A 20,848-nucleotide genomic window follows, 5' to 3' on the forward strand; every position below is an offset into this window, starting at 1 on the left:
TGGTTGGGCCGCGCCAGGACGAAGAGAATCCCGGCTTTGATAACCACGCCCCCCACGCCATGACGGTGCTAGTGGTGGACGACGACCCTGGGTCCCTGCTCGTTGCACAGGCCGCCGTTGAGAAGTCAGGCCACCGTTGCATCGTCGCCTCGGACGGGGACATGGCCTGGGAGCTTTACCAGGAACATCACCCTGAAGTAGTGGTCACTGACCTCATGATGCCCGGGCTCAACGGGTATGACCTGTGCCGGGCTATCCGCGCCGCCGAAAACGGTTCCTATGCCTACGTGGTCCTGCTGACCTCACACGGGGCGCGGGAAGACGTCCTCGAAGGCATGAAGGCCGGAGCCGATGACTACGTGACCAAACCGCTGGACCCGTTCATCCTGCATACCCGGCTGCTGGCAGCCCGGCGGGTGACGACACTTCACGGCGCGCTGGCCGAAGCCCTCACCGAAACCAGGGGCAGCAACGAGAGGCTGGCCGAGTTCACCGGCCGGGTCAGCCACGACCTGCGCAATCCGTTGACGTCCATCCTTGGCTACGTTGAGCTCGGCTCCATGGAAGCGGAAACGGACCAGGAATCCGCCGCCGAATACCTCGAAATCGTCGGCCACAGTGCCCGCAGGATGCTGTCCATGGTGGAGGAACTACTCACGTTCGCCTCCATCGGCGGTTCCCTGGTCAGGTCCCGGCTGTCGCTGGCGGATCTCGTGAAGGACGTCGCCGACGACCTGAACCTGGGTCTGAGGGAGGCCGGTGCGGTGGTGGAGTGTGAGGACCTTGACTTCGACGCCGACGGAAGCCAGATGCGGGTGGCGCTACAGAACCTGATCCAGAATGCAGTGGCTTACCGGCGGGAAGGGATTCCCCCTGTCATCCGGATCCACGGCGACCGGACGCCTGCCGGCGTCGTTATCCGGGTGGCGGACAACGGCAAGGGAATTGCTGCCGGTGACCGGCGGCGCGTGGTCGAACCGCTCGTCCGGCTGCACCGGCAGGGGGACCCGCCCGGATCAGGGCTGGGCCTGGCCACGTGTGCCAGGGTGGCGGCCGCCCACGGCGGGCGGCTGGAGATCTCCCCGGGCCAGAACGGCGGGACGGTTGTCAGCCTGCACCTCGCGGGAGCTGATGCTCCTGTCGCTCCTTGATTCGGCCGCTCAACTGCAGTGATTCAGAGGTTATTGACCGCTCAATCCGGACCGGCCACCATGAAGTATGAAAGACTCTGGAGCTGAAACGGGCGGTACTCCTTTCGATGACGACGACGACATCGTGATGGAGGTTGACGGCACAGAGACTGTGGAAAGTATCGCCGACGATATCCGTAGCGACATCCGGCTGGGGCATATCCAGGACGACGTGAGCCATGTGCTTGAGGAACGCCTCCGCAAGGCAAGCATCAGCCTGCGCCCGGAGCAGATAGACGACCTCGCAGAGGAAATCGAAAGGGATGTGTCGATCTAGACGCCGGCGGTCCCGCCGCGGTCCGCCCGCCTTCCTAGCTGACCAGAACCTGGGTTGATTCCACCTTGAGCATGGCGTTTGCCCATTTCACCTGCCGCAGTGTTTCCGGATGGCATTTCCGGGTGACGGCCAGCAGATCGGCGTGCTTGATTCCCTGGGCTGCCTGGCCCAGCATCTCCCAGTCCACAGACACGCCTGTTGCCTTCATGACAATTTCCCTCAGGTCCCGGAGCAGCAGGAGCCCGGGAGCGCTTTGCCGGCCCATGAGCTCGCTGGTCTTGTCGCGGACTTTCTTGAGGGGGCCGGCGTCGCCTTTCGGCTCAGGATCGAGGTCCTCGCCGTACTTCTTGCCGATTTCGGCTATTTCCCTCACATGCTGCTGGGACCATTCCGCCAGATCCCGGCCGAGATGGTAGATTTCGTGATCCGATTTGTGCCGCTCGGAGATTTGCAGGAGTTCCTGGGCAAGGTCGTTCTCAGAGCGGTGCAACTCCTGCAGTACCAGACCGATTTTCATGGCGTCCCTCCGGACGTTGCAGTGGCCGCAGCGGGATGGACGGCTTCGTCCGCGGTTGAGCTGTTGGTGCCTTTGGTTTCAAAACCGACCGGCCGGACCGGCGCCGATGCTGTATTGGTGGGGGCGGCGGACGGCCCGGTCGCCGCTTGGATCTTCCTGATGCTGGCCGCAGCGGTTTTGAAGATGGGCTGTTTGGAAGCGGCATCCCAGTCCGTGATGGTCAGTTCATTGGCCGCCCGCCCGGCATTTTGCGGTTCGTGGCCGCCGTCGGTGTCCCAGTATCCGTAGTGGAAGGGAAGGAACAACACCCCGTTCCGGATTCCGCTGATCCTGACCTTGGCTTCAACAGCGCCTCGCGGGGTGGACACTTCCGCCAGGTCGCCTTCAATGATTCCGTAAGCTCCGGCGTCGTCCTCGGAGATTTCGACCCACACTTCCGGGGCCGCCGCCTGCAGCTGCGGCGCGCGTGCTGTCTTGGTCCTGGTGTGGAAGTGGTACAGGGTCCTTCCCGTGATCAGCTGCAGCGGGTAATCCCGGCTGGGCAGCTCGTGCGGAGGCACGTACTCCGCCGCCTTGATGATGGCTTTGCCGGACGGGTTCAGCGCCTTGTATTCGGCCGCTTCCAGCGGTGCACCGGTGATGAGGTCCCGCCCGTAGCTTTCGCAGTACTCGGGGTCGCTCCAGAACTTGCCGTCCTGGTAGATCCGTTCGGTACCGTCAGGGTTTTCCTCGTTGCACGGCCACTGGATGCCCGATCCGCCGCGAAGCTTCCCGTAGGTGATTCCGGTGTAGTCACAGGGGCGGCCCCTGCTGCATTCCTTCCACGCTTCGAAGGCGGACTCCGGATCATGCCACTTCACCAGCGGGTCCCCGTCTTTGTCCCGCAGGTCCATGCGCCGGGCGTAGTCCAGCAAGATGTCCAGGTCCGGCTTGGCATCCCCCGGCGGTTCAACGGCTTTGTCCGAGATGTGCACCGTCCGGTCGACGTTGGTGAAGGTCCCGGTTTTCTCACCCCAGGTTGCGGCCGGAAGAACCACATCCGCCAACTGCGCGGTTTCGGACAGGAAGATGTCCTGCACCACCAGGAACAACCGGTCCTGGGACAGGACGGAACGGACCCGTTGAAGCTCGGGAAGGGACACTGCCGGGTTGGTCCCGCTGACCCAGAGCATGCGGATCGTTCCCTCCTCGGCGTAGCGCATCATCTGCATGACATGCGTCGGCGGTGACTGGTGCGGAATCTCCATCGGATCAACGTTCCACACCTTGGCGAGGTCTTTCACATGCGCGTCGTTGGACCAGTTCCGGAACGCCGCGAAGTCACCGTCCGCTCCGGCCTCCCGCGTATTCTGCGCTGTTGGCTGGCCGTTCATCTGCAGGATGCCGCAGCCGGGTTTGCCGAGCATTCCCCGGATGATGTTGACGTTGTTGACCTGGACCGCTGCCGCCGTGGCCTGGTTGGACTGGTAGAAGCCCTGCAGCACGGTGGAGAGCAGCCGCTCGGCCTGGCCGATGATCCTGGCCGCCTCCCGGATCAGGGCCTCGGGCACGTCGCAGATCTGGGCCACAACATCCGGCGGGAAGTCCTGCACGCGTTTTTCCAGCTCGTCGAACCCCACGGTGTGGGCGCGGATGTATTCGTGATCGACCCAGCCGTTGCCGATGATCTCATGCAGGAGCCCGTTCATCAGGGCGACGTTCGTTCCCGGGCGCGGCGCCAGGTGCACTGTCGCTGCCCGGGCCACGGGTGTCAGCCGCGGGTCCACACAGATGATCTTCGGCGGATTTGGGCCCGCCAGGCGGTCAAGGATCCTGGTCCACAGCACCGACTGGGTTTCGGCCATGTTGTGCCCGTAGAGGGCGATCACGTCGGCATGGTCGATGTCAGTGTAGGAGCCGGGCTGACCGTCGCAGGCAAAGGATTCCTTCAGGGCCTCCGCCGCGGTGGCCGTGCAGAGGCGGGTGTTGCCGTCAACGTGGCTGGTCCCAAGCCCGCCATGCGCGATAAGCCCCAGGGTGTAGTACTCCTCGGCGAACAGTTGCCCGGTGGTGTAGAAGCCGATGGCGCTGGGCCCCTGTTCCTGGAGGAGGTCCTTCGTCCGCTGCACAATCAGACCCATGGCCGTGTCCCAGTCGGTCTCGGTCAGTTTCCCGTCCCTGCGGACCAATGGTTTGGTGAGCCGGTCCGGTGACGAATTCGCCTGCCAGCCGAAAAGATCCTTGGGCCCGAGCCGGCCGTGGTTTACGCGGTCTTCCGCCCGCCCGCGGACCCCGGCGATCCGGCCGTCCTTCACCGCGATATCCAGAGCGTCACCGTTGGAATGCAGGATCGACGCCGACTGTACCCACCGATCGACGTCCTGGGTTCGCACACCCTCCCGGAGGTAGGAGTCCACGCGGACCGGCCATTCCTCCCCGGGTCCGTAAGGAGTCCGTGTTCCCCACGGTTCAGCTATCCGGTCCTTGTCAGCCACGTGTCGCCTCCGGTCATGGAGATGATGCCCACCGGCAACCCGGGGTTACCCGTGGGTCCTCAGGCCCAAAGTCTACGGAGGCCGGGCGACGGCGACAAGATGCGCCGGGCGCGGGCTAGGGCAGCCGCGACGGACGCAGCAGAACGGGTACTCCCGCATGTTCGGGGTTGAGCGGTACCGGGCTGATCAGCACCGCCGGTCCGCGATGCAGGAAGCCGTCAGAAAGGGCCTGGCAACGCACGCCTCCGCGGCCGCGCATGGCCTTGTGCGCACCCGGGGCGAGCATCTGGTCCATCCACGCGCACGGGTTGGCAGGCCGTCCGGCTTTCAACCGAACCCGGTCACCGCGCGATTCCAGCACGAATTCCTGACCGAGCAGCGGAGCAAGGTGCGCGCCGCGGAGAACCACGTTCCGCCGTGTCAGCAGCGGGTCAAGAGGTGCAGTCTCCAGCTCGCCGGCGATGGCTTCGAGGGCTTCAATCGCGAACAGCGTGACCGCCGCATCCATGTGGGCTGCCTTGCCGAAGAATCTGTCGCCGACAATGCCCTTGCCCGCCACCAGTTCGACGTGCTCCGCATCGGTTGTCGGGACGTCAGCCGCACCCTCGCGCGCCCGGCCGAAGTACGCGTGTGCCGGCGAGACGAGCAGATGCAGGACCTCCACGTCGTACCTGAAAGTTGCCGTCATTCCATAAAGCTATCGCCATGACCGGCAATGGCAAGCCCACGACGGCGGGATAAGGGCATCCGGGTAATGTCGCCAGCGCATGCGGCGCACCTGATCCTCTGGCGCACCCGCCTGAACGGGACGAGAATGGCCTCGTGGCCCCCCTTCGGAGTGACGGTGGCGGCGAGACTATGAACGCCGCCGCCCGGAAGATTCAGCGCATCTACCTGACCCTGACGCTGGGCAATACCCTCGCTGCCTCCTTCATCTGGGGGATCAACACTCTCTTCCTGCTCGATGCCGGACTGAGCAACCTCGAAGCGTTCGCCGCGAACGCCTTCTTCACGGCAGGCATGGTGCTGTTCGAGGTGCCCACCGGAGTGGTCGCCGACAGCTGGGGGCGCCGGGCTTCCTTCCTCCTCGGCACCGTGACACTGTCCGTCACCACCTATCTTTACTATCTGCTCTGGCAGTTTTCCGCCCCGTTCTGGATGTGGGCAGTGGTCTCGGTGCTGCTCGGTCTGGGCTTCACCTTTTTCTCGGGCGCTGTTGAGGCCTGGCTGGTCGACGCTTTACAGTTCTCGGGCTATGAAGGCGGGATGGAGAAGGTGTTCGGGCGGGGCCAGATGGTGTGGGGGATTGCGATGCTCACCGGCTCCGTGGCTGGCGGTGTCATCGCGCAGGCCACCAACCTCGGAGTTCCCTTCCTGCTCCGCGTGGGCGTGCTGTTGGCCATGTTCGCCGTCGCCTTCTGGCTCCTGCACGACGTCGGCTTCACGCCTGAACGCTCCACCCATCCCCTCAGGGCGACCCGTGCCCTCCTTTCCGCGTCGATCGAGAACGGCTTGAAGAACCCGCCGGTGCGTTATGTGATGCTGGCCGCTCCGTTCAGCGCCGGCGTCGAGATTTATGTGTTCTACGCCCTGCAGCCGTACCTGCTCGAGCTCTTCGGCGATCCGCGCGCGTACTCGATTGCGGGGGTGGCGGCGGCGGTCGTGGCGGGCTCGCAGGTGGTCGGCGGCTGGCTGGCTCCGTGGGTCCGGGGACTGGTGCGCCGACGCACCACTGTGTTGATCCTGGGGGGCGCCGCGAGCGCGCTGACTTTGGTGGTGATCGGGCTGACCCACGTCTTCTGGCTGGCCCTGGTGCTGTTGGTGCTCTGGGCGCTCGTCTCCTCGGCCTACCGCCCCGTACGACAGGCCTATCTGAACGACATGATCGAGTCGAAGCAGCGCGCAACCGTGCTGAGCTTCGATTCTCTGATGGGTTCCAGCGGCGGCGTGGTGGTGCAGCCGCTGCTGGGACGGTCGGCCGATGTCTACGGCTACCCTGCCTCGCTGGCGATCAGCGGCGTGATCGATCTGATCGCGTTGCCTTTCCTGCTGGCCAGCCGGCGGCAGCAGCATCAGGCTGATCGGGCCAACGCTTCCACCGGCACCAGCAGCGCAGAGTCCCCGCTGCCCTAAACGTCAGACCCCCGGGATGCGCCGGACCTCGACGGCGGCAGCCAGGTAAGGTGCCGGGTCAGGATCAGCCGCAGAAGTAGCGGTAAAGGCTCTTGCGTCCGATCCCGGCCTCGCGGGCAATATCTTCCATGGACGTCTGCTCATAAACTGGATGGCACTACCCGCAGCAACGTCTGGGAGGACATCATGGGCAACGGATCTGCGTGGCAGGAAGCCACAACCCCCGGTCGCTTTGCCGGAAAGACTGTCATCGTCACGGGCGCAGCTTCGGGCATCGGCCAGGCCACTGCGCTGCGTATCGCCAAGGAGGGCGGCAGGGTCATCGCGGCGGACATCAGCAAGGAACGCCTGGATGACTTCGTGGCCGAGAACGGCAGCCTGGACCTGGTTCCAGTCTCTGGCGACATCTCCACCGAGGAGACTGTCGCTGCGGTAGTCGCTGCCGCTGGCGGACGGGTAGACGCGCTGGCGAATGTGGCGGGCATTATGGACAACTTTGCCCCCATTCATGAGGTGGATGACGAGCGGTGGGAGCGCGTGTTCCGGATCAACGTCACGGCCCTCATGCGCCTCACGCGCGCCGTGGTGCCGCTGATGCTCGAAGCCGGCACCGGATCCGTGGTCAATGTCGCGTCCGAGGCCGGCCTGCGGGGTTCGGCCGCGGGCGCTGCATATACCGCGTCTAAGCATGCCGTCATCGGCCTGACCAAGAACTCTGCCGTGATTTACGGGCCCAAGGGCCTGCGCTTCAACGCGGTTGCCCCCGGACCCACCATGACCGGAATTGTTGCGAACTGGGGCTCCCATATGGCGGCTGAACGCCTTGGCCCGCTGATGCAGGCCAACGTCCCAACGCCCGCCACCGCCCAGCAGCTCGCCGCCTCCATTACCTTCCTGCTCAGCGACGACGGTACCAACATCAACGGCGCCATCCTTGCCTCCGACGGCGGCTGGTCGGCCCTTTAGTCAGCGCAGCGGGGCAGGGCGGACCCGGACAGGTGCAAGGATTGCGATGATCAGGACCGCGGTAACGGAGCCTGCTGCCATGATGGAGGCCAGGACAAGGACCTGGAAGCGCCCTGCCTCCAACGGCGAAATCCCTCCGAAGATGGCTCCGACAAAGGCCCCGGGCAACGTGACCAGCCCAGTGGTCTTGGTCTGATCCGTAGAGGGGATCAGGGCTGAATATACGGCCCCCCGGGCCAGATCCCGGGTTGATTGCCGCGGCGAAGCCCCGAGGGCGAGCCACCCTTCCACCTCGTCCCAGCGTTCGATCACCGATTCTGTAAACCGTCGTCCAGCCAGCGTCGCAATCGTCATGGCGTTCCCGATGATGATGCCGCCCATGGCGAGGGCGTACCGCGGGGTGAAGGGGATGGCGCCGGTGCCAAAAACGATGGCCAGCGTGACTGCGATGCCGGCGGCCAGCGATATGCCGACGAGAGCGAAGTTCTTCCAGCTCCATTTGAGCCGGCGAGTAGCGGTCACTGCCGCAACAATGAACATGATGGACAGCGCGAGCCCGACAAATAGCGGACTGGTGATGACCCCGCTGAGAATCAGGCTGATCAGGGCGAGTTGCGCCGCGCCGCGCAGGACAGCCAGTGCCGGGGCCCCGATGTGCTGAGCCCTAAAACCCCGCAGGACTGCCACGGTCAGAACGACCAGAAGACCGACGCTGACCAGGGTCGGGATGAGGGCGTCCAGCTCAGTCATGCTGCCAGCCTAACCGCGGGCCTTCGACGCAGCATGGAAACCGGCCCGGACCCGGACTGCCCCGGTGTCAGTAATGCGCAGCTTTCAGTACAGGAAGATGTCTATCCACTCCCGGTTGTGTGCATGGACCAGGACAAGGAACAGGACAAAGTCAAAGAGCAGGTGGACGCACACAATGTAGGCGAGGGACTTCGTCACAGTGAACAGCCGCGCCTGGAGAAGGGCGAAGGGAAAGATGAAGAAGGGCGCCCAGGCATGGAATCCCAGTTCCCATAGGAATGAAGTGAACAGCACGGCCTGCAGCAGGTTGGCCTGCCAGTCGGGAAGGTGCCTGCGCAGCAGCGTAAACGCGGTGCAGATGAAGAAGAGCTCGTCCCAGATTCCCAGGGCGTTCGTTCCCAGGAAGAGACGGCCGATGCCTTCGGGATCGCTGACGGCGGGCCAGTTGGCATAGACGCCGGTAGTAATCATGTAGACCGGCAGCACAGCGTATCCGAGCACCGGGACCAGGGGCAGGTACCACTTCTCAGCTGGGGTCCACCGCTGGCCGGTCCTGACGGGGAATCTGATGGCGTGCTCTTTGGTGATGAATCGTGAGGCGCCATACGGAACCCCTACTGCCAGAATCATGGCCGTGCCCATGACCAGCATGTGCTGCGTGCTTATATCCGTGGTGATGGGAACAGCGCTCATGGCTGCCAGGCCAAACGCGATCAGGGCCAGGTCGGTGAAGAGGCGTCGGCTGATGAATCCCGCCAGGGCAAGGGCCGCGGCCAGAAGGATGAACCCGTTCAGGCGGTCCTCCAGCACGAACAGGATGAAGCCCGATGCGGACATCAGCGTTGCCGGGACCACGGACAGTGATTTGCCCGGTGGCTCCAGTTGTCCGCTTGCCCGGATCCTTGACTCCGCTGTGAATTGCTGGCTCATGGTGGGCCCCCGGGGATCGCACTCGGGTTTGGCGCTTCTGGATGACTGCGATCCAGTTTACTTTCTGTCCGGGAATCGGGAAACGGCCGCCTATCCAAAGCCGGCCAGGTCAGCCTCTGCGGGTCAGCCCGTATTCTTCGGGCGGTGTCTGCATGGGCAGGGTGCGCCAGGTGCCATCGGTCACTTGCGCAGTCAGGTGGTCACCGACGATCTCTACTTCCCCGTGGGGGATGGCAAAGGGGTCCAGTCCGTTGGCATAGATCCAGTTCAGGGACTGGCCGTGGAGGGCGTTGCCATGGGGGTAGTCACGAAGGTCTACTTTGGAGGGCATGGCGGAGAAAACCTTTTCGTCGTTGAGGCCGGAACAATTCGTGAACACCGTCCCCAACCTGGTCTTCCTACCACCAAGGGTAGGGCATGGCCCTCGATTTCCCCTGAAATTTCCCGTTAGATGACGGATCTGTTGCCGATTCGCCGGGTCGCTTCCCACGTTGTACCGTTGGGAACTTCCCACGTTGTACCCTGATGGCAGGGCCGTGATTTCCTGCCCGTAAGACGGTGGAGGGAGTGGCGGTGTCTGTCACAATCCGGGATGTTGCCCGTGTTAGCGGTTTTTCCATCAAGACGGTGTCCAACGTGATCAACGGGCATCCGCAGCTCAGGCCGGAGACGCGGCAGCGCGTCCAGGACGCCATCGACCAGCTGGGCTATCGGCCTAACCTGTCGGCGAGGAACCTGCGATCGGGCCGTTCAGGAGTCATTGGCCTCATCATTCCGGACCTCACCACCGCCTACTTCGCCGAACTCGCGGACGCAGTCATGCGGAAGGCTGCGGCGAAAGGGCTTGCGGTGCTGATCGAGCCAATCGGCAGCGGGCGGGACAATGAACTTGCAGCCCTGAGCGGGAAGCATCGGCACATGGTTGACGGCATCATCTACAACGCCCTGACGCTGAACGCCGGCGATGCAGAACTCCTCAGGAGCGTCGACACCCCGCTGGTGGTCCTCGGTGACACCTCCTTCAACGGCCGGGTGGACCGCATCACCATGGCAAATACTGCCGGTGCCCGCGCCGCAACCGAGCATTTACTGGCCGTAGGCCGTCGGCGGATCCTTGCCCTCGGCGCCCACGAGGGTGAAATTATCGCCGCTGCCGAACTCCGTCTGGCCGGATACCGTCAGGCCGTCGAAGCCGCCGGTCTGACGTTCGATCCGGACCTGGTGCACTACGCGGACTCCTGGCATCGGCGGGGCGGGGCGGCTGTCATGGCGAAACTGCTCGACGACGGCCTGAAGTTCGACGCCGTCTTCGCCTTCAACGACACGCTCGCTCTGGGTGCCATGCGCGTGCTCCAGGAGGCCGGCGTCCGCATCCCCGAGGACGTGGCGATCGTCGGCTTCGATGACCTGGATGAAACGCGGTACTCGCTGCCGGCACTCTCGACGGTGAACCCCCGGCGTGACGAGATTGCCGAGGCTGCCGTGGACACCCTCCTTCGCCGGATTGAAGGCGGCAGTGAATTGGAGGCGCACGAGATCGAGACAGGCTTCTCCTTGGAGATCCGCCAGTCCTCCGGCCCGGTCCTGACAGGGGCTGCAGGCGCAAATACTGCCGCCTGAAAGAAAATAAAGAGTAGGTCTTGACCGAATGGGAAGCTGGCTGCATGCTAGATACAACGTTTACGTACAACGTTTACCTTGGTTTGAAGATATAGCAGTTTCCAGCAGGGACAGGGGAGTCCCGCATCACTGAAAGGGCCGACATGAAAAGGTCGCTCACCATTCTCACCGCGGTCGCTGCCGCATCCCTGGCCCTGACGTCCTGCTCCGGCGGAGGCACGGGAACCAGTGAGAACAGCAAGACCGAACTCACGTTCTGGCATGGCTACACCGAAGCCGACGGCAAGGTGCTGAACAAGATCGTGGAGGACTTCAATGCCTCCCAGGCAAACATCACCATCAAGGTGCAGACCAACCCCTGGTCGGTCATCGATGACACTCTGCTGCCGGCGCTGTCCTCCGGAAAGGGACCGGACCTCGTCGCCATGCCGGCCGAACGCCTCCCCGTCTACGCAGACAAGGGCGCGTTCGCTGAGCTCGACGACTTCTACAAGGACCCCAGCAGCAACCTTGACAAGCTCGTACCCGCGGCGGCGGACATGGAGACCGTCAACGGCCACAAGTACGGCGTACCCTCCGGATTCGTGCCGCTGGCCATGTTCTATAACAAGGCACTCTTCGCGAAGGCAGGCATCACCGCCCCGCCGACAACGTGGACGGAGTGGATCGCCGCTGCCAAGAAGCTGACCGTTGACGAAAACAATGACGGTACGCCCGAGCAGTTCGGCCTCGGCCTTCCCGATCACGCAACTGTCGCGAACGGCGTCTGGCCCTCGCTCTTCTATGGCAACGGCGGTGACGTCGTCAAGGACGGCAAGGCCGTGGTTGACTCGCCGGAGAATGCCGCGACGCTGAAGACCTGGGTGGATGCCGTCCGCAACGACAAGATCTCCCCGTCCGGCCTGGACGGAATCGCAGGGGACAAGCTGTTCAGCAGCGGGAAGGCCGCCATGTACCTGGGCGGTCCCTGGATGTCTTCCATCGCGAAGGAAAGCAACATCGACTACGGCATCGCGGCTGTCCCTGCCGGGCCGAAAGACCAGGCGGCCTCGGCCATCGGCATTTCCATGGGCATCACCTCACAGAAGGACGAGGCCAAGACGTCAGCGGCGAAGAAGTTCTTCTCGTACTTCCTGCAGAAGGAGCAGGCGACCGCCTGGTCGCTCGGTTCCGGATGGCCGCCGCTGCGTTCTGACATTCCGGCCAGCGACGTCGCCTCCAACCCTGTAGTGGAAGCCCTGACGAAGCAGTCCGAATTCGGGCGCCCGCTGCTGCCCGGCGTCGTGAACAGCACTGACGTGCTGACCGCCGTGGACAAGCTCACCCAGCGCGCTGTCGCCGGCGAAAACATCAAGGACCTGCTGCGCGAGACGCAGGCCTCGGTCCAGAAGATCCTCGATACCAAATAGCCGGCACTATAGCCGTCACCAAGTAACTGACATCAAGCCTAAGGACGCGGCGCCCCCCGCGCCGCGTCCCAGGAAAGAAGCTCCCATGAGCACTACGGTGCATAAGAAGCCGCAGGCACCGCGATACCGCGCCCCGGCACCCATCGGCGGACGGCGCCGCCCCGCCGTCGGACAGCGCCGCAAGAACCTTCAGGCCCTGGCCTTCCTGCTCCCGGCGGTGCTGGTCCTCGGCGCCTTCACGGCCTGGCCCATGGTCGCGGCCCTCCGGCTGTCCTTCACCAACGCCAGCGGCTTCGGCAAGGAAAAGTGGGTGGGTTTTGAGAACTACGCCCGCATCTTCACCGATCCGGTCATCATCAACGCTGTGGTCAATACCGCCCTCTACGCGCTGCTGTTCACCCCGACCGCCGTCGCCCTGGCACTGGTCCTGGCACTGCTCCTCAACGATCCGCGGCTGCCCTTCCGGGGATTTTTTCGGACAGCGCTCTTCCTGCCCTTCATCATCAGCCTGGCGGTCGCCGCCATTGCCTGGACCTACCTGATCGACCCGCAGGTGGGCTTGCTGAACTACTGGCTCAGCTCGGCAGGGATCCGGATCGGCAACGTTCTGCAGGACCCCGTCCTGGCCATGCCGGCTGTCGCCTTCGTTGCCGTGTGGAAGAGCTTCGGCTTCTACATGGTGATCTTCCTCGCCGGCCTGCAGGAGATCCCCGGATCCCTGTATGAGGCGGCCCGGGTGGACGGCGCCGGTGCATGGACCAGATTCAGGCATGTGACCATGCCCATGCTTTCCAACACGACGGCGTTCGTGCTGATCTTCGCCCTCATCGCCGCGCTCCAGGCCTTTGACCAGATCTACGTGATGACCGGCGGCGGCCCCTACGGCCACACCGAGACGGTGGTCATGCAGATTTACACATCGGGCTTCCGCAAACTCGACGTCGGGTTCGCCTCGGCGCTGTCCTATGTACTGCTCGCTGCCACGCTGCTGCTCAGCGTCATCCAGTTCGTCTTCTTCGGAAAACGTGAAAGGGAAGGGGACTGATGTCTGCCACACTCCGCCCGCGCTTCCTCCCGCACCTCTTCCCCTCCGGGGGACCGGTTTCCGGCCCTCGCCGCATCGCCCGGGCCAGGCTGAACCGGGCCCTGGTGGTCCTCCTGCTGGCCCTGGCCTCCGCGGTCATCCTGCTTCCCATCGCGATCATCGTCTTCACCGCCTTCAAACCGGCAGCAGAAGTCAATGCCTTCCCGCCCACGCTGGTCCCGGGCCAGTGGACGATGGATAACTTCACCCGTATCTTCCAAGAACTGCCGTTCGTCCGACTGATCGTAAACAGCTTCGCCTTTGCCGGCGGCGTTACCCTCTTCGCGTTGCTGTTCGATTCCCTGGCCGCGTATGCCCTGGCCCGGATCGACTTCACGGGCAGGCGGATGCTGCTCATCGCGATCATTGCCAGCCTGATGATCCCGTTCCAGGCAACCCTGGTGCCGGTCTACCAGCTGGCCAGCAACCTGGGCTGGGTCAACACCTTTGCCGGACTGATCATCCCCCGCGCTGCGGACGCCTTCGGGATCTTCTTCCTCCGCCAGTTCTTCCTGTCCCTTCCCCGGGACCTGGACAATGCGGCACGGATCGACGGCGCCTCCGAATGGCGGGTCTACTGGAACATCGTCCTGCCCAACGCCACCCCGGCCATCCTGACACTGGGCGTGTTTGTGTTCGTCAACAACTGGAATGACCTGCTCTGGCCGCTCATTTTCACCACAGACAAGAACATGGGGACGCTCACGTCAGGACTGACTCTCCTGACCGGCCCGGGCGGAATAATCCCCTACGGCGTCATGATGGCGGGGGCCCTCGTGGCCATCCTCCCCCTGGTCGCCGTCTTTATGTTTGTCCAGCGCCGCTTCATTGAAAGCGTCGCCACCACCGGATTGAAGTGAGGTTTTAGTGAAATGGTTTGAAGACGGACGCCTGCATTTCGGTCTCGGAGTCGAGGACACCTTCATTCCGCAGGAACGGCAAGGTGAGCGTGCCCTGGATGAATACGAACTCACCCAGCACTACAGGTTCTGGCACCAGGACCTGGGCCTGGCCAGGGAGGCCGGCGGGGAGTTCCTCCGCTGGGGTATCCCCTGGTACCGCATCAACCCGGAACCGGGCGTGTGGAAATGGGACTGGCTGGACAGGGTCATGGACCGTTTTGCCGAGCTTGAGCTCAAACCCCTCGTGGACCTGATGCACTACGGCACGCCCACCTGGCTGGACAACCAGTTCCTGAACTCCAGCTACCCCGAAAGGGTTGCCGAATATTCCGGACGGGTTGCGGCCCGGTACGCCGACAGGGTGGTGGACTACACCCCGGTCAACGAACCCATGATCCACACGCTCTTCTCCGGAAAGTTCGGCCATTGGCCGCCTTACCTCTCCGGCGACGACGGCCTCGTAGCCCTGGTGCGGAACCTGTCCAAGGGCTTCGTCCTGGCACAGCAGAACATGGCCGCCGTCCTGGGCGACTCCGCCATCTTCACCCATGTGGATGCCGGATTCAGGTTCGTCAGCGACTCCACCACCGGCGAACATGAGGACGAAATCCGCCACCTGAAGGCACGGTCATACCTTGTCGAGGACCTCGTGACCGGCAAGGTGGACGCCGACCATGAACTGGCGCCCTGGCTCAGCCGCCATGGCATGGCCGATGAGGACCTGGACTGGCACCGGGAGAACATCGTGCTTCCCGACGTCATGGGCGTGAACTACTACCCCCTGCACTCCACCGAACTGCTGGTCAGCGGCAAACCCGTCCGCGGAGACATCGCCGACCCCCGCGACGTCCGCAACGACTGGACGGAAGGCCTGACCGACGTCCTCAGCGCCTACGGACAGCGCTACGGCGCGCCGGTGGCCCTGACCGAAACCTGCCTCACCGGCTCATATGCGCGGCGGCTCCAATGGCTGGACGCGTCCGTGGACTGCGTGCAGCGGCTCCGCTCGGAGGGGCAGAACATCGTGGGCTACACCTGGTGGCCGGTGACCGACATGTACGAGTGGACCTACCGCTACGGGACCGAACCGCTGGAACACTACCGGCTGACCATGGGCCTCTGGGACCTGGTGCCGGATGAGATCGGAACCTTGCACCGGGTCAAGAACCCCGTCGCGGACCGCTTCCTGCAGCACGCCAGCGCTGCCCTCGCGCTCGCCTCCTCCGAGGGCATCCACTAGGGACGCTCCCGCCCTGCCCGCCGTCGGTGGGCCGGGGCGGTGGGTAGGACTCCGCGTCCTAGGAAAAGCAGGGACAGGAAAACCTGCTGACAAGGCCACGCAAGGTGCGTAACGTCATCTGGGTACTCCGCACGAAAGCGGTTCCCGCGCGAGCTCCCCGCGGTCCTGGCCGCGGGATGCCGAGTTCGATGGATGAAGTGAGGCCTAATCATGAGAATTGCTGTGACCGGTGGAAGCGGAAAGCTGGGACGGCACGTGGTCCGGAGGCTCATCGGGGACGGACACCAGGTGCTCAACCTGGACCGTACGGGGGAGCGGAATCCCGGGCTGGTCATCGTGGACCTGCGCAATTACGGCCAGGTCCTGGACGTGCTCCTGGGGCTGGATGACAGGCACAGCGGGTTCGACGCCGTCGTGCACCTGGGCGCCATTCCCGCCCCGGGCCTCCTTCCGGACGCCGCCACTTTTGAGAACAACATGCTCTCCACCTACAACGTATTCCAGGCGGCCCGCCGGGCAGGCATCAAGAAGGTGGTCTACGCCTCCAGCGAGACGGTGCTGGGCCTGCCGTTCGACGTCGACCCTCCCTACATCCCGGTGGATGAGGAATACCCGGCCCGCCCGGAAAGCACCTATTCCCTGGTCAAGCACCTGGAAGAGCAGATGGCTGTGGAGCTCACCCGCTGGGACCCGGAGCTGAGCATCACCGGCCTGCGGTTCTCCAATGTCATGGACGCCGAGGATTATGAGCGGTTCCCGTCGTTCGACGCCGACGCCAGGCTGCGCAAGTGGAACCTGTGGGGATACATCGACGGCCGGGACGGGGCGCAGGCCGTGGCCAGGGCCCTGGAGAACGGCAAACCCGGCTTCGAGGCGTTCATCATCGCGAACGCGGACACTGTCATGAGCCGGTCCAGTGCCAGCCTCGCCGCCGAGGTGTTTCCCGACGTCAAGGTGGTCAAGGACCTGGGCGAACACGAGACCCTGCTCTCCATCGACAAGGCCAGGCGGCTGCTTGGCTTCGAACCCGAACACAGCTGGCGCACCTACCACCCCAGCAAAACCACCCCCACCGAGGACTGAACCGAGGACAGAGGAGCAACATGCAGTACCGCACATTAGGCAACAGCGGCGCCGTGGTATCGAACTACGCGCTGGGAACCATGACGTTCGGGGCCGAGGCCACCGAGGAAGCGTCCCATGCCATCCTGGACAGCTATGTGGCTGCCGGCGGCAACTTCATCGATACTGCTGACGTCTACAGCGCAGGCCTGTCGGAGGAGATCGTCGGACGCTGGCTGACACAGCGGCCGGAGGCCAAGGACCGGGTAGTCCTGGCCACCAAGGGACGCTTTCCCATGGGCGGCGCCCCGAACGACGTCGGAACGTCCCGCCGGCACCTGACCCGCGCCCTGGATGATTCCCTCCGGCGGCTGGGAGTGGAGCAGATTGACCTCTACCAAATGCACGCGTGGGATCCCATCACACCGCTGGAAGAGACGCTCGGGTTCCTGCACGACTCGGTCAGCAACGGGAAGATCGCCTACTACGGGTTCTCCAACTTCCTGGGGTGGCAGCTGACCAAGGCGGTCCACGTGGCCAAAGCCCACGGCTGGAGCGCCCCCGTCACCCTCCAGCCGCAGTACAGCCTGCTGGTCCGCGAGATCGAATCGGAGATCGTCCCGGCCTCGCTGGATGCAGGCATCGGCCTGCTGCCATGGTCGCCGCTGGGTGGCGGCTGGCTGTCCGGCAAGTACAAGCGTGACGAGCCGCCCGTCGGCGCCACCCGGCTCGGCGAGAATCCACTGCGCGGCATGGAAGCATGGCAGGCCCGCAATGACGACCCCCGGACCTGGGACGTCATCGGAACCGTGGAAAAGATAGCCGGTGACCACGGGGTGAGCGACTCCCAGGTTGCCCTGGCCTGGCTCGCGGACCGTCCCGCCGTGACGTCCGTCATCCTCGGCGCCCGCACCACGGAGCAGCTGGCGGACAACCTTGCTGCCGCGGAGCTGGAACTTACGCCCGAGGAAACGGAGCGTCTGACCAGGGCCAGCCAGCCCCGCGTCGGGGTCTACCCCTATGGGCCGATGGCAGCTGAACAGCGGAGCCGGAAGATTGAAGGCGGCCGCTAGGAACCGGAAACTTATGAAACCGGAACATTAAAAGAGAAGAGCGGACGACGGCGGGAGGTCCCGTCGTCGTCCGCTCGTTCCGTTTAGCGCGTGATTTCCTCGAAGGTGGCGCCCTGGGGTGCGTTGTGGCTGAGGCTGACGGTAAAGGTGTTGGGCCCGCTGCGGGTTACGGCGACACCGCATTTTGCGGCTTTGGCCCGAGCGGAAAGGTCCTGCACAACCTTGTCGATGGTGCGGTCAATGGCTGACCGGTCCCAGATTTTCAGCGTCACGGAGTCGGAGGTTTCAAACGTCATTGTCAGTACTTTCACTCTTACAGTTGACGGCCCCAAGTCGTCATTGAAGGAGCCGCATCCTCGTCGGTGAGGATTGCTGTTTTCGGTAGCGCGGGAACGAAGTCCCTCATTCATGGTTCATGCTCGCCAACGACGTTCGCAACTTATTCGGTCAAAGTGTGACCGAATACACCTTCTCCGTTACTCCCTGCTGCTGAAATCTTTCGTGTTCAGGCCACGGAGTTTTTCCGGGGCGAGCGCGTAGAAGGGCGTGAATCCGCCCCGCGTCCCAGGGGAAATGTCGGAGCGGACAACCGACGCCCCCTCCAGTGCCGCCAAGTGGTACCTGACGCAGTCGCGAGACGAGCCGACGCCACTGCTGATGTCGGCTACTTTGCTCGCGCCATTGCGTGCCAGGTAGTCAACTATTTGTGTTCTGACGGGTGTGCCTCCGCCTTTTTTCCCGCGCGGGTGCACGGGCAGCGGTGTGTGGAGCTCAAAGTCAGCGGTCATTTTCCATGGCCTTTCTTCCGGGGTGGGTAAGTCGGCTGCTTCTTGAGGTGGAGCTGTTACATGGTGGGTTCTATGGGCCCACAACTGCCGGGGTTCCCTGACCGAGCTTGCGAGGTTAGGGGGCGGTTGGGGAGGTTTGCCAGGCGTTCGGGGCTGAGGAGTTCCTGGAGTTGGGTGTGGGTGAGGAGTCCGTGTTCGAGGACTAGTTCTGCTACGCCTTTGCCGGTGGCGAGTGCTTCCTGGGCGATGGCGGTGGCGGTGGTGTAGCCGAGGTGGGGGTTGAGGGCGGTGACCAGGCCGATGGATTGTTCCACGGTTTGGCGGAGGTGTTCGGTGTTGGCGGTGATGCCCTGGAAGCAGCGGGCCGTGAGGGTGCGGCAGGCGGCTTCGAGGTGGGAGATGCTCTTGTGGAGGCTGTGGACGATGATGGGTTCGAAGGCGTTGAGTTGGAGTTGCCCGGCTTCGGCGGCCATGGTGATGGTGACGTCGTTGCCGATCACTTCGTAGGCGACCTGGGAGACGACTTCGGGGATGACCGGGTTGATTTTGCCGGGCATGATGGAGGAGCCGGATTGGACGGCGGGGAGGTTGATTTCGCCGAACCCGGCGCGCGGGCCGGAGGAGAGCAGGCGCAGGTCGTTGCAGATTTTGGAGAGTTTCACGGCGACGCGTTTGAGGACGCCGGAGAGGTGGACGAAGGCCCCGACGTCCTGGGTGGCTTCGATCAGGTCCGGGGCGGTGACCAGGGGCAGGCCGGTGATGTTGGCGAGGTGCCGGCAGGCTGTTTCGGCGTAGCCTGCGGGGGCGTTCAGGCCGGTGCCGATGGCGGTGGCGCCGAGGTTGATTTCGTGGATCAGGACTTCGGCTTCGGCGAGGCGGAGCCGGTCTTCGCCGATGGTGATGGCGTAGGTGCCGAATTCCTGGCCCAGGGTCATGGGCACGGCGTCCTGGAGCTGGGTGCGGCCCATTTTGACGACGGTGCGGAATTCGAGGGCTTTGGCGGCGCAGGCTTCTTCGAGTTCGGCCAGGGCGTTCAGGAGTTCGCGGGCGGCGAAGATGGTGCCCAGTTTCACGGCGGTGGGGTAGACGTCGTTGGTGGACTGGGAGAGGTTGACGTGGTCGTTGGGGTGCAGGCGGGTGTAGTCGCCTTTGGGGTGGCCAAGGATTTGCAGGGCGCGGTTGGCGATGACTTCGTTGGCGTTCATGTTCGAGGAGGTTCCGGCGCCGCCCTGGATGACGTCGACGACGAACTGCTCAGCGTACCGGCCGGCCATGATGTCCTGGCAGGCCTGTTCGATCGCGTCGGCGCGTTCGGGGTCCAGCAGCCCGAGTTCGCGGTTGGTGCGGGCCGCGGCGAGCTTGACCGCTGCCAGGCCGCGGACCAGGTGCATGTTGGAGGAGAGTTTCTGGCCGGTGATGGGGAAGTTTTCCACCGCGCGCAGGGTATGCACGCCCCAGTACGCTTCGGCCGGGACGTCCCGGTCACCGAGCAGGTCATGCTCGGACCGGACCCCGGTCTGGCTGGGATTTTGGGCGATTTCGGTGGTGGTCATGGGGGTCCTTACGAGGCTTCGTTGACGGGTTCGGACAGGAAAAGGGCAGGGGTATGGAGAAAGAGGGTGGCGGCAACATGCGCGCGCCGACTGTGGCAGATCGGGTGATCTGCCTTTGGGAGGCCTAGGCGTTGGCCGTAGTGCCGGCTTTGGAGGTTTCCCCTCCCGGGACGATCGTGCCCAGGGCGCACTCCACACCGTGTAAATGCATGGTCATGGCCTGGGCTGCGTCCTCAGCTGAACCGCGCTCAATCGCCTCGAAGATCCGGGCGTGCTCGTCGCCCGATTCCTTCCGCCGGTCCGCCACCAGGTTGAGGGTATTCGACTGGTTGGCCATGGCCTCGCAGATGTCCGACAGGAAAGATTCAAAGACGCCATTGCCACTGGACCGGGCGATGGTCATGTGGAACTCGGTGTTCAGCGCCACCCATTGCTGGATGTTGTCCTCCTGGGACATTTCGCGCAGGATTTCCCGCAGGGCTTCGAGGTCTTCGCTGCTCCGGCGCTCTGCTGCGAGTCCTGCTGCGGGAACTTCCACATGGGGCCGCGCCTCCATGAGGACGCTGGCGGAATACTTTCCGAGCTTGAGGTCCTGGGCCACCTTGTCTGCTATGACGAAGGTGCCCTTGCCTGTATAGGTGGCGGTCAATCCCAAGGCGGTACATGAGCGCAGCGCCTCCCGGACCATGGTCCTGCTGACTCCGTACTGCCGGGCAAGCGTAGCCTCTGAGTCGAGACGGGTCCCTACAGGGATTAATCCGCCTTCTATTGCGCCGCGCAGTGAAGCGAAAACCTGTTCCGCCGCACCCACCCGCACCACTCGGTCTTGTCTAGCTGTCCAGCTGTCCAACAGGTCCATAGGAAGACTATGGCATCAGCC

The 20,848-nt window shown here is 64.0% G+C and carries 21 protein-coding genes and 1 pseudogene; 11 read left to right on the forward strand and 11 right to left on the reverse strand.

All coding sequences use genetic code 11. The features are described 5' to 3' along the window. Positions 1-59: 59 nt before the first annotated feature. Both QFZ40_RS01670 and QFZ40_RS01675 read left to right on the forward strand, forming a co-directional pair. Positions 60-1,151, forward strand: coding sequence for a sensor histidine kinase (locus QFZ40_RS01670; protein ID WP_306902480.1), 1,092 nt, complete (start codon positions 60-62; stop codon positions 1,149-1,151). A gap of 67 nt (positions 1,152-1,218) precedes the next feature. Continuing rightward, positions 1,219-1,467, forward strand: a complete 249-nt coding sequence (locus QFZ40_RS01675) for a hypothetical protein (RefSeq protein WP_306902481.1) — start codon at positions 1,219-1,221, stop codon at positions 1,465-1,467. A 34-nt stretch (positions 1,468-1,501) separates the two neighbouring features. Here QFZ40_RS01675 and QFZ40_RS01680 read toward each other — a convergent pair whose 3' ends face one another. The 3 genes from QFZ40_RS01680 to QFZ40_RS01690 form a co-directional block, all read right to left on the reverse strand. Next, complete coding sequence (locus QFZ40_RS01680) at positions 1,502-1,984, reverse strand: hypothetical protein (RefSeq protein ID WP_306902482.1); 483 nt, start codon at positions 1,982-1,984, stop codon at positions 1,502-1,504. Further along, positions 1,981-4,458, reverse strand: a complete 2,478-nt coding sequence (locus tag QFZ40_RS01685; protein WP_306902484.1) for a molybdopterin oxidoreductase family protein — start codon at positions 4,456-4,458, stop codon at positions 1,981-1,983. Before QFZ40_RS01685 ends, QFZ40_RS01680 begins: the two co-directional genes overlap by 4 nt. A gap of 115 nt (positions 4,459-4,573) precedes the next feature. After that, positions 4,574-5,146: an MOSC domain-containing protein gene (locus QFZ40_RS01690; RefSeq protein ID WP_306902485.1), complete on the reverse strand. Its 573-nt coding sequence runs from the start codon at positions 5,144-5,146 to the stop codon at positions 4,574-4,576. A 170-nt stretch (positions 5,147-5,316) separates the two neighbouring features. Here QFZ40_RS01690 and QFZ40_RS01695 point away from each other — a divergent pair, with 170 nt between their 5' ends. Beyond that, positions 5,317-6,591: an MFS transporter gene (locus QFZ40_RS01695; protein ID WP_306906788.1), complete on the forward strand. Its 1,275-nt coding sequence runs from the start codon at positions 5,317-5,319 to the stop codon at positions 6,589-6,591. Between the two features lie 64 nt (positions 6,592-6,655). Here the strand turns inward: QFZ40_RS01695 and QFZ40_RS01700 are convergent. Next, positions 6,656-6,727: pseudogene (locus QFZ40_RS01700) on the reverse strand (TetR family transcriptional regulator); the annotation flags it as partial. A 50-nt stretch (positions 6,728-6,777) separates the two neighbouring features. Here QFZ40_RS01700 and QFZ40_RS01705 point away from each other — a divergent pair. Then, positions 6,778-7,557 (forward strand): SDR family NAD(P)-dependent oxidoreductase, encoded by a 780-nt coding sequence (locus tag QFZ40_RS01705; RefSeq protein WP_306902486.1) that lies wholly within the window; start codon positions 6,778-6,780, stop codon positions 7,555-7,557. Here the strand turns inward: QFZ40_RS01705 and QFZ40_RS01710 are convergent, their stop codons facing one another. From QFZ40_RS01710 to QFZ40_RS01720, 3 genes are all read right to left on the reverse strand, one after another. Beyond that, on the reverse strand, positions 7,558-8,307 hold the full coding sequence (locus QFZ40_RS01710) for an ABC transporter permease (RefSeq protein WP_306902487.1): 750 nt from the start codon (positions 8,305-8,307) through the stop codon (positions 7,558-7,560). 84 nt (positions 8,308-8,391) lie between these two features. After that, a complete protein-coding gene (locus QFZ40_RS01715) occupies positions 8,392-9,237 on the reverse strand; it encodes a CPBP family intramembrane glutamic endopeptidase (RefSeq protein ID WP_373427378.1) in 846 nt (281 codons plus the stop codon). Between the two features lie 109 nt (positions 9,238-9,346). Continuing rightward, positions 9,347-9,568 carry a hypothetical protein gene (locus QFZ40_RS01720; RefSeq protein WP_306902488.1) on the reverse strand — a complete coding sequence of 74 codons (222 nt, stop codon included), beginning with the start codon at positions 9,566-9,568 and terminating at the stop codon, positions 9,347-9,349. A gap of 242 nt (positions 9,569-9,810) precedes the next feature. Between QFZ40_RS01720 and QFZ40_RS01725 the strand changes: the two genes are divergently transcribed. The 7 genes from QFZ40_RS01725 (at position 9,811) to QFZ40_RS01755 (ending at position 17,627) form a co-directional block, all read left to right on the forward strand. Further along, entirely contained in the window at positions 9,811-10,857 is a 1,047-nt protein-coding gene (locus tag QFZ40_RS01725) for a LacI family DNA-binding transcriptional regulator (RefSeq protein WP_306902489.1), read from the forward strand. A 143-nt stretch (positions 10,858-11,000) separates the two neighbouring features. Beyond that, entirely contained in the window at positions 11,001-12,266 is a 1,266-nt protein-coding gene (locus tag QFZ40_RS01730) for an ABC transporter substrate-binding protein (RefSeq protein ID WP_306902491.1), read from the forward strand. 85 nt (positions 12,267-12,351) lie between these two features. Further along, positions 12,352-13,311, forward strand: coding sequence for a carbohydrate ABC transporter permease (locus QFZ40_RS01735; RefSeq protein ID WP_306902492.1), 960 nt, complete (start codon positions 12,352-12,354; stop codon positions 13,309-13,311). Continuing rightward, positions 13,311-14,210 carry a carbohydrate ABC transporter permease gene (locus tag QFZ40_RS01740; protein WP_306902493.1) on the forward strand — a complete coding sequence of 300 codons (900 nt, stop codon included), beginning with the start codon at positions 13,311-13,313 and terminating at the stop codon, positions 14,208-14,210. Before QFZ40_RS01735 ends, QFZ40_RS01740 begins: the two co-directional genes overlap by 1 nt. Before the next feature lie 7 nt (positions 14,211-14,217). Continuing rightward, complete coding sequence (locus tag QFZ40_RS01745; protein ID WP_306902494.1) at positions 14,218-15,492, forward strand: family 1 glycosylhydrolase; 1,275 nt, start codon at positions 14,218-14,220, stop codon at positions 15,490-15,492. A 210-nt stretch (positions 15,493-15,702) separates the two neighbouring features. Then, positions 15,703-16,575 (forward strand): NAD-dependent epimerase/dehydratase family protein, encoded by an 873-nt coding sequence (locus QFZ40_RS01750; protein ID WP_306902495.1) that lies wholly within the window; start codon positions 15,703-15,705, stop codon positions 16,573-16,575. A gap of 20 nt (positions 16,576-16,595) precedes the next feature. Continuing rightward, a complete protein-coding gene (locus QFZ40_RS01755) occupies positions 16,596-17,627 on the forward strand; it encodes an aldo/keto reductase (RefSeq protein WP_306902496.1) in 1,032 nt (343 codons plus the stop codon). Positions 17,628-17,710: 83 nt separating this feature from the next. Here QFZ40_RS01755 and QFZ40_RS01760 read toward each other — a convergent pair whose 3' ends face one another. The 4 genes from QFZ40_RS01760 to QFZ40_RS01775 all read right to left on the reverse strand — a co-directional run bounded on the left by QFZ40_RS01760 (position 17,711) and on the right by QFZ40_RS01775 (position 20,827). Continuing rightward, the gene (locus tag QFZ40_RS01760) at positions 17,711-17,923 is read right to left on the reverse strand and encodes a hypothetical protein (protein ID WP_306902497.1); all 213 of its coding nucleotides are present in this window, start codon (positions 17,921-17,923) and stop codon (positions 17,711-17,713) included. 180 nt (positions 17,924-18,103) lie between these two features. Next, positions 18,104-18,415, reverse strand: a complete 312-nt coding sequence (locus QFZ40_RS01765) for a winged helix-turn-helix domain-containing protein (RefSeq protein ID WP_306902500.1) — start codon at positions 18,413-18,415, stop codon at positions 18,104-18,106. A 56-nt stretch (positions 18,416-18,471) separates the two neighbouring features. Next, positions 18,472-19,968, reverse strand: coding sequence for an aspartate ammonia-lyase (locus tag QFZ40_RS01770; protein WP_306902502.1), 1,497 nt, complete (start codon positions 19,966-19,968; stop codon positions 18,472-18,474). Positions 19,969-20,092: 124 nt separating this feature from the next. Further along, positions 20,093-20,827, reverse strand: coding sequence for a FadR/GntR family transcriptional regulator (locus tag QFZ40_RS01775; protein WP_306902504.1), 735 nt, complete (start codon positions 20,825-20,827; stop codon positions 20,093-20,095). Positions 20,828-20,848: the final 21 nt, after the last annotated feature.

This window comes from Arthrobacter pascens (assembly GCF_030816475.1).
In the GTDB taxonomy this organism is placed as follows: Bacteria; Actinomycetota; Actinomycetes; order Actinomycetales; family Micrococcaceae; genus Arthrobacter; species Arthrobacter pascens_B.